At 60.1% G+C, this 9053-nt stretch carries 6 protein-coding genes and 1 rRNA gene; 2 read left to right on the top strand and 5 right to left on the bottom strand.

The annotated features are described in order from the left end of the window. Positions 1–280: 280 nt before the first annotated feature. On the bottom strand, positions 281–703 hold the full coding sequence (gene cueR, locus QOC89_RS05805; RefSeq protein WP_323044154.1) for a Cu(I)-responsive transcriptional regulator: 423 nt from the start codon (positions 701–703) through the stop codon (positions 281–283). A 123-nt stretch (positions 704–826) separates the two neighbouring features. Here cueR and QOC89_RS05800 point away from each other — a divergent pair, with 123 nt between their 5' ends. Continuing rightward, positions 827–1045, top strand: coding sequence for a heavy-metal-associated domain-containing protein (locus tag QOC89_RS05800; protein ID WP_323044153.1), 219 nt, complete (start codon positions 827–829; stop codon positions 1043–1045). 13 nt (positions 1046–1058) lie between these two features. After that, the gene (locus QOC89_RS05795) at positions 1059–1979 is read left to right on the top strand and encodes an SDR family oxidoreductase (protein ID WP_323044152.1); all 921 of its coding nucleotides are present in this window, start codon (positions 1059–1061) and stop codon (positions 1977–1979) included. 102 nt (positions 1980–2081) lie between these two features. On the opposite strand, the gene QOC89_RS05790 is transcribed toward QOC89_RS05795, so the two are convergent. From QOC89_RS05790 to rrf, 4 genes are all read right to left on the bottom strand, one after another. Next, positions 2082–5711: an error-prone DNA polymerase gene (locus tag QOC89_RS05790; protein ID WP_323044151.1), complete on the bottom strand. Its 3630-nt coding sequence runs from the start codon at positions 5709–5711 to the stop codon at positions 2082–2084. Positions 5712–5716: 5 nt separating this feature from the next. Next, positions 5717–7513, bottom strand: coding sequence for a DNA polymerase Y family protein (locus tag QOC89_RS05785; protein ID WP_323044155.1), 1797 nt, complete (start codon positions 7511–7513; stop codon positions 5717–5719). Further along, complete coding sequence (gene imuA, locus QOC89_RS05780) at positions 7413–8252, bottom strand: translesion DNA synthesis-associated protein ImuA (RefSeq protein ID WP_323044150.1); 840 nt, start codon at positions 8250–8252, stop codon at positions 7413–7415. The genes QOC89_RS05785 and imuA overlap by 101 nt, the downstream gene beginning before the upstream one ends. 684 nt (positions 8253–8936) lie before the next feature. Continuing rightward, a 5S ribosomal RNA gene (rrf, locus tag QOC89_RS05775) occupies positions 8937–9049 on the bottom strand. Positions 9050–9053: the final 4 nt, after the last annotated feature.

Genomic DNA, 9053 nt, shown 5'->3' with positions numbered 1-9053 from the left:
AGGATCAGATTGAATCCCCGGTGAGTTTTGCATCAGGGATTTCCCGTAAAGGGTTAACCCTTATTATAGCCTTATGGTGCAACCTTGCTAGTGAAATGCCCGCATGACGTGCATTCCGTTTTGGAATGGTGCACGCTTTCGTTGCACTTAGATCCTTGATTTCGTTAAGTTCAAGGTGATTTTTTCGAGGCAACTGATATTGCCCCAAACTATTTTGCACCGCCATAGTGCTTTCGGCCGCTCGGCGACGCTGGCTCCCTCAGGGTTGCACCCAACAGGCTCAAATCGGATGACAACCTTTCCCCGACACCAGATCGGTGTCCGCGAGCCGTTCGATAATCGGGCAATCGGGGCGCTCGTCACCGTGGCAATGATCCGCCAGGTGCGCCAATGTGTCGCGCATGTCGGTCAGCTCGGTAATGCGGCGATCAAGTTCCGCGACGTGCTCCAGCGCAATCGCCTTCACTTCGGCGCTGGCGCGCGAGCGGTCGTGCCACAGCGCCAGCAACCGGCGAATGTCTTCGACCAGAAAACCTAGCCGGCGCGCCTGCCGGATGAAACGCAGCGAATGAACCTCCTGCGGCCCGTATACGCGATAGCCGGCGCTTGTGCGCGCCTTTGCCGCCAGCAGGTCCACGCTTTCGTAGTAGCGAATCATCTTCGCCGTGACGCCCGACGCGCGGGCCGCTTCACCGATATTCATGAATGTTTCGCCAGTGTGTGCGTCGATCGTACACCTTCCCATAGTGGGAAGGTCAGTTACTCAAGTGCGCATCGGCAGGCATAATTCAACCATCGCAGCATTGATTTTTTTAAGGCAATTCCCATGACGATCGAATTCCAGGTAGAAGGCATGAGCTGCCAACATTGCGTGGCTGCGGTCACGAATGCGATCCGTGAACACGATGGAGCCGCGCAGGTCCTCGTCGATCTGGCATCCGGCCGCGTGGCGGTCGAATCGGCGCAATCGGCTGACACGCTGAAGGCCGCGATCGGCGAGGCCGGCTACACGGTTACGTCCGTGACCAACGGCCCGGCCCGCTAGGCTCGCGATCTTTATGTTCAAAGTTGCCGTCATTGGTGCTTCCGGGCTGCTCGGCCGGGTTCTCGTCGACGAACTGGCAGGACAGGCTGGCTGGCAAACTGTCGCGACGGCGTTCAGCCGGCCGGGGCCGAGCACCATTGCACTGGATATTCGCGATGCGCGGGCGGTCGAGCAATTTGTGGAGCGCGAAGCGCCGGACGCGCTCGTGATTGCTGCAGCGGAACGTCGGCCGGATGTGTGCGAGCACGACCCGGCGCTTGCCCGGGCGTTAAACGTCGATGCGGTACGCACACTGGCTACGGCCGCAAGGCGGCGCGGCGCATGGACGCTCTCGATCTCAACCGATTATGTGTTCGACGGCACTCACCCGCCCTATCAGCACGATGGCGCGCCCGCGCCGCTCAACGCATATGGGCGCAGCAAACTCGAGGGCGAGCGCGCGCTGACGGACTCCACCGATCTCGGCTGCGTGCTGCGTTTGCCGCTGCTGTATGGGCCGATCGTCGATTGGGCAGAATCGGCGGTAACGAGTCTCGTGCCGGCGATTGCCGCATCGGCTTCGCGCGATGGCAAGGCGGCGGTCATGGATGCATGGGCGATCCGCTATCCCACCTTTACGCCCGACGTCGCGTTCGTGATCCGGCAGATGCTCGAACGGCATGCGAATGGTGAAACGATCCACGGCATCGTGCAATGGTCGGGCGACGAGCCAATGAATAAGTATGAAATCGCCACGCGGCTTGCAGAAGCGTTGCAACTCGAAGCGCAACTGACGCCACAGCACATGCCCACTGACGCCACGCCGCGTCCGCATAACTGCCACCTGGCGTCGGACCGGCTCGAGGCGCTCGGCATCGGCCGCCGCACGCCATTCGACGTGGCGATCCGGCAGGTGCTGGCGGGGTTTCCGTGGCGAGGTGAAACGCCGGCGTAGCGGCCGGCTGCAAGCTGAACCGCGACAGGCGGCGCTCACGTTCCACGGCTCGTCGACAGGCCGCGCAGGCATCGGGCCTGCAAACCTGGCCGCTGCACGGCATCAATGAAAATCGCGGCTTGCCGTTGCCAGATCGCCGAGCCATTCACTGTGGTCTTCGAGTCGATGCGCAACGAGATGAATGACCTCGCCCTTCTGCTTCTTTTTCGCGTTGCCCGCCTGATTGGCGTTCACCACGTTGCCCGCACCGTGACCACCGGTAGAAACGCCGTCGTCGCGCTGCAAGACGCCATACACCGCGAGCAACGATGCCCCCAGTAGCACCTTGCGCTGCTTTTCCACCAGCGATGGCCAGACGATCACATTGATCGAGCCGGTCTCGTCCTCGATGGAAACGAACACCGTGCCGTTTGCCGTGCCCGGCCGCTGCCGCACGGTGACGATGCCGCAAGCGCGCGCCAGCGTGCCGTGCTGACACGCGGCGAGTTCGGCTGCCGTGCGAAAACGTTGTTTGGCAAGACGCTCACGCAAGAAGGCGAGCGGATGGCGATTGAGCGTGAGCCCGAGACTCGCGTAATCGTCGACGATCTCGCGACTCTCGGCTGCCTGTGGCAATGCCAACCGCGCTTCGTCGATCGGCGCATCGCGCAGCAGCTTGGGCACCGTGTGCTGCGCGGTCACCGCCCACCACGCTTCGCGCCGATGGCCTGCGATGCCGACCAGCGCGTTCGCCGCGGCGAGCGCTTCGAGATCACGCCGCGTCAATGCCGCGCGACGCGCCAGATCGTCGACGTCGGTAAACTGCGCGTCGCCGCGAGCCGCCATGATGCGTTCGGCAGCCACCTGAGAAAGACCTTTGATCAAGTGCATGCCGATGCGCACTGCCGGACCGCGTGCACCATAGGTATTCGACGCCTGGAAGACGCGCGCGGTCAGCCGCTTTGCCGCGCGCCGGATCGTCCGGGCCACCGTGAAGCGCCGCAGTGACAGATCGCGTAATTGCTGCGCGGACAATACGCCCTGCTGACGATGCAAACAGGTCTCATCCGGTGAAATCCGTTGCCCTTCCTGACCGCGTCGCTCGAAGGTGGATTCCCAATCGCTCAAGGTTACGTCAGGCGGCAATACAGGGACGCCGTGACGTTTCGCGTCCTGCACCAGTTGCGACGGCGAATAGAATCCCAACGGCTGACTGTTGAGCAAACCCGCCAGAAAGGCGGCCGGCTCATAGCGTTTCAACCACGCGCTGAGATAGACGAGCAAGGCGAAGCTGGCCGCGTGACTTTCCGGAAAGCCATACTCGCCGAAGCCTTCGATCTGTTTGCAGATGCGAGCGATAAAATCGGGCTCGTAACCACGCGCCGACATGCGGTCGGTCAGATCCTTCTGATACTTCGCCAGATTGCCGCTGCGCCGCCACGCAGCCATCGCGCGCCGTAGCTGGTCGGCTTGTTCACCAGTGTATTTCGCCGCGACCATCGCGAGGTGCATCACCTGTTCCTGGAAAATCGGCACACCGAGCGTACGTTCAAGCACCGGCCGCAATTCATCTTTAGCGTAGTCTTCCGCCTCGAGACCCTGCTTACGACGCAAATACGGATGCACCATGCCGCCCTGAATCGGCCCGGGCCGCACGATCGCGACTTCGATCACGAGATCGTAGTACTTGTTCGGCTTCAGCCGCGGCAACATGCTTTGCTGCGCGCGCGATTCGATCTGGAATACGCCGATCGTGTCGGCATGTCCGCACATTTCGTAGACGGCTCGATCCTCGCGAGGAATATCCTGCACCCTGAATTTCGGAAAGCCGCGCCGCAATGCGACGAATTCCAGCGCGCGCCGAATCGCCGATAACATGCCGAGCGCCAGCACGTCGACTTTCAATAGCTTGAGTGCGTCGATATCGTCCTTGTCCCATTCGATCACGCTGCGGTCTTTCATCGTCGCGTTTTCGATCGGCACGAGTCGCGACAGCTTGTCTTTCGCGATCACAAAGCCGCCGACGTGTTGCGACAGATGACGCGGAAAGTTGCGCAACTCCTGGGTGAGACGAATCAGATTGCGCGTGATGTGGGAGCTGGCATCGAAGCCCGCTTCAGCGAGATATTTGGCGACCGCTTCCGTGCCGTCCCACCACTGCTGCGATTTACTGATCCGTTCGATCAACGATACTTCGAGCCCCAACGCCTTGCCGACATCCTTCAATGCACTGCGCGCGTGATACGTAATCAGCGATGCCGTCAACGCCGCCCGATGACGGCCGTATTTACCGTAGATATATTGAATCACCTCTTCGCGGCGCTGATGCTCGAAATCGACGTCGATATCAGGCGGTTCGTTGCGCGCGCGCGAGATGAACCGTTCGATCAGCATATTCATGCTGATCGGATCGATCTCCGTCACATGCAGGCAGTAACACACAATCGAATTCGCCGCCGAACCGCGACCTTGGCACAGAATGTTTCTGGAGCGCGCGAAGCGCACGATATCGTGCACCGTCAGAAAGTACTTTTCGTATTTCAGTTCGGCGATCAGCAACAGCTCTTTCTCGATCTGACCGATTCGTTTCAGATCCATGCCATCGGGCCAACGCTCGATTGCGCCGGCCATGACCAGCTTGCGCAGATAACTCGACGGCGATTCGCCGCTGGGCACCAGTTCTTCGGGATACTCGTACTTGAGTTCGTCGAGTGAGAAGCGGCATAGGGCTGCAATACGCAGCGTTTCTTCGAGCGTGTCGCGTGGGTACAGTTTGCCGAGCCGCACGCGAGTGCGCATATGCCGCTCGGCATTGGCCTCGAGCGCGTGACCACACGCCGATAGCGGAGTGACGAGGCCGATCGCGGTCAGGGTGTCCTGCAGTGGCTTGCGCGATCGCGCATGCATCAGGACGCCACCTGCCGCCACCAGAGGCAAACCGCTCGCGTTTGAAATCATCCGCAACGCGTCAATCTGAAGATCATCACTGCCGGTTTGCCAGAGTTCGAGTGCGATCCATGAGCGTTGCGGAGCTAATGAGGCGAGCCAATGCGCGCAGCGCAATGTGTGTAAGAGCGTCGCCGTTCGTTGCGGCACGAGAATCAGGACGCAATCGGGCAAGGTCTTGAGATGTTCGAGATGCGGCAACGCATCGGTGAAATCAGACGGACTGAGGCGATAGCTGCCCTTGTCGGCACGCGAGCGGGCGAGCGTGATCAGTTCGGAAAGATTGCCATAGCCATTGCGGTTGATTGCTAGCGCAACCAGTGTGCAGAAGGGTTCACCTGCATCGTCTGTCAGGTTGAGTTCACTGCCGATGATTAGGTGAGGGATGGGTTTTAGTGCTTCCTGGTCGGTCGGTTCTTGTTGTGAGGGTTCTTGTTGTGAGGGTTCTTGTTGTGAGGGTTCCTGTTGCGAACCCGCTGGCATTGCGGCCGCCGGCATTGCTGCTTCTTCTAAAGACGCTCCTGCTTGCGCGGCTTTTGCCTTGTCTTCGCGATCCTTCTGTTGGCGCTCCCGCTCCTGTTTGATTTCTCTCACCGCCGTGTGCGCGCGCACGACGCCTGCCAGTGAGCATTCATCGGTGATCGCGAGCGCGCTATAGCCGCGCGACATCGCCTGCTCGACGAGTTCATGCGGATGCGAAGCGCCGCGCAGAAACGAGAAATTAGTCAGGCAATGCAGTTCCGCATAGGGCGGCAGTTGGGCCGCAAGCGTCTGCTCCAATGCGAATGAGGGCTGAGAATTTGCCATGATGTTCAGCCAAACAAACCCTGCAAATACCACTCACCATTAAGACGTTCACGGAACACCCAGAACATATGTCCACGATCGTCTGCTGCGACGTAGTAATCCCGCTCGACAAGATTACCGTCCCACCATCCGGCTTCAATCCGTTCGGTACGCGTGAGCATTTTCAGCGGCCGACGATAGATCGGCCGCTGGTCGCGCATCATCAGGCGCAGCGGTTTGTCGAGCATCCAGACGGGGCGAGGCTGCGATGGCAATGCACTGTCGGGCAGATCGAGTGAAGCTTGGGCATCGACAGGTTGTGTGGCGAATATGCGGCTGCTTTTGGTATCACTCGCTTTGTCAGGCTGTCGGGATAGGTATGCTGTGTTTGCTGCGCTCTCTGCCTGTTCTGCCTGTGTCGCCGTATCGCCGTCGGCGCGCACACTTTCCAATGCAGCAAGCTGCAACTCATCGGTCAGCCAGGTTTTATCCGCTTTGATTTTTGCCCTGGCTTTCGCAGACGAACGCTTCTTGCGCGAAAACGCTTGCGCCTGGTAGGCCTCGACGCGCATTGCCCGCTCAGGCCGATGATCGTCCTGCACCGACATCTGCAACACGTTCTCCGGCCCCAACCGCGCGCTCAAGCGTTCGAGCAGACGTGCGATCGAATCGCCATCTGATTCGGGCATTGGAAACAAAGTGTCCGACCGCCCTGCATACTCGCCAATCTCATCCGCAACCAGTTTCAACTCGATCACGGGCGCTACCAGAGCCGTCTGATTCAACTTCTCACGCAACAGCCAGATCAGATGCTCGGCATCACGCGACGGTATGGCCCATGCGACCTTCAAACTCGACGTCTTGGGCGCATGACGGGATGCCAATTCGTGTTCGAGCAATAACGTGTAACCACTGAGCGCGGCATGATGCGCGCTCAACCAGCCAGCCAGTTGCACAATCAGCCGACGCGCGGCGAACAGCAGTGCATCGGCGTTATCGACCCGTGACGGCAATTCCAGCTGCGCATGAAACGATGCCGGCGCACAAAACCATTCGCGTGGATCCGGACGCGTGCCATATGCTTGCGCCAGCAGGTCCAGAATGCCGCTGCCAAAACGCCGGACGACACCCGACCTTGGCAACCGACGCAAATCGGCCAGCGTCGAGCAACCAATATGTGTAAACGCATCCCGATGCGCCTGCGAAACCGGCAGTAACGACACCGATACGCGGTCGAGGACCCGCACAAGCGACGTTTCCTTTATCACATGCCAACGATGCCCCTGCCGAACAGCATGCGCCTGCGCCAAAAGCCACGCGCCCCACGCTGTTGGCGCGCATGCGATGCGCGCCGTATAGCCGAACTCAGCCACCGTCGCGGATACCCGCGCCAACAACGTGCGCAAGCCGCCAAACATCCGCAAACCGGAGCCGACTTCCAGCAGCAAGGTATGCGCGTGCGCGAGCGACACCTTCGGTGTGTACGTCAGCAAAGCGAGCGCCATCGCTTCGAGCGCCTGGGTTTCGCGGCCTGTATCCGCGGCAAGCATCTTGAGACCAGGAGCCAAAGCCAATGCGTATGAGCGCGGATGACCCGCATGCACTCCGGCACGCAATGCATCGAAATCCGGTATCAAGATGTGCGCGTGATCGGCCAGCGCGTAGCAGCGCACCTCCGTGATGTTTTCGGCACCTGAAGGTTGGCTTGCCTTGTCGCCCGGCTCACACCGATTCGGCTTCGCGGGCGAACCATCCGGAAGCGGCTCCAGAGGTTTCACTGCTTCCAGCGACAAGAGTGGCAATGTGACTGCGATCCACAACATGTTTGATCTCTCGTCCTTGATTGCTGCCGACTCGGGTTTCCGGCAATAAGACGCTTTGTAACGGCAGAATGAGACGTAGAGGCTCAACTAGCGGCGGCCCGCGGCGCTTGAAAATGTCGATCGAGATGCCGATCTCCTGCAACCATTGACGAGGGTTGATCGTTTGCGCATTGGCCGGTAAGAGCGGCTCGCAGATCATTCGCAATGGCGCCGGCGAAGATTGCGTGGCTGCCTCGACAGGGCGGATTAAAAATGCCAGCGATGCCGACTCCTGAGCCGCCACCTGGAGACGCCGAACCTTATCGGCGCGCGCATTCGACAGCCATACCAGCACTGCACCGACGCCATCCTGCTTCAATGCCTGAGTGGCAGCCCACAGCGCCTGGTCTTCACCCGAGCGTATCCATAAGACGCGCTCGACATCGATACCCCAAGCCCTCAGTGCCGAAGCACAGGGCTGGTAAGGGGGCGCTACGAGCATGACGTTTCGTTCAGTGTGTGCCGTAAGATGCCGAAGCGCGGGGGCCAGCAGGCGCAGTTCGCCAACTCCTTCGTGCTCAATCAATAACTCCGTCAGGCCGCCGGTCGACCAGCCCTGTCCCGGCAGCAGTTGATCCAGTGCCGCATAGCCGCTGGAAATCGCCCGCGAGTCCGCCTCGGCAAGCTCATTGCCCTGCCACACCTGACGCCTCAATTGTGACGACAGCGTTGTTGTCATCAGGTGAATCGCTGCTGCCATAATCACGCTCGTTCAATAGGGAACGCTCCGCCCTGCCCGGCCTCGGGCAAAGATAGGGGCGACCATTTTCACTGTATATTTATACAGTATTCTGAAGAGGATGTTAAGACAAAGCGATGCAGTGAAGAAACGCTCGAGAAGACTTTAGAGAGAGTTGTGGAAGCTGTTTTGTTGCTGGTTTTCGCCTGCGGGAGAGCTGTCTAGCTGTCCCCTGGCTGCTGCTATGCGAGCGAAACCATAGCTAGCGTGTTCTGCGAGGGATGGGCGTGTAGAACCCGTGCACGTATGTCGTGGATATGGGCAAGAGCTGACGGGTTACACGAGCGCGCTGCGGATCGGGAAGGAGTGACGCCAGAGGAACGGCAGCGTACTGGAGCGGACCGCACGACAACGATGTTCCAGATCAGGCCATTCGATGTTTGCGGAGCCGGCCGTTGTGACGGACAGAGCGGCGGACAGTTGCGGGACGCGGTCCCGGTCCGGGCGTGAGCGTGCCCGCCGTCGCGGTGATGACGGCGGGGGCGAAGCACGCGGTCTGCACCCGTTTGCGGGGGCGTTCTTTGCCTGTGCCGTGTGCCCGTTCCGGCGCTGCTTTGCCCGTTTTTTGCGTTTGCCCGTTTTTTTCGGGACGGTAAACGCAGAAACCCCACCTTCTGGGGGTGGGGTTTCTGTTGCTGCTGGGGAGCCTGACGATTACCTACTTTCACACGGGAATCCGCACTATCAGCGGCGTGGAGTCGTTTCACGGTCCTGTTCGGGATGGGAAGGGGTGGGACCGACTCGCTATGGTCATCAGGCATG

Origin of the sequence: Paraburkholderia sp., from assembly GCF_034668105.1 — a bacterium.
GTDB lineage: Bacteria > Pseudomonadota > Gammaproteobacteria > Burkholderiales > Burkholderiaceae > Paraburkholderia.
The sequence above is the reverse complement of the archived record's forward strand: the minus strand, read 5'-3'. Positions and strand labels throughout refer to the sequence as shown.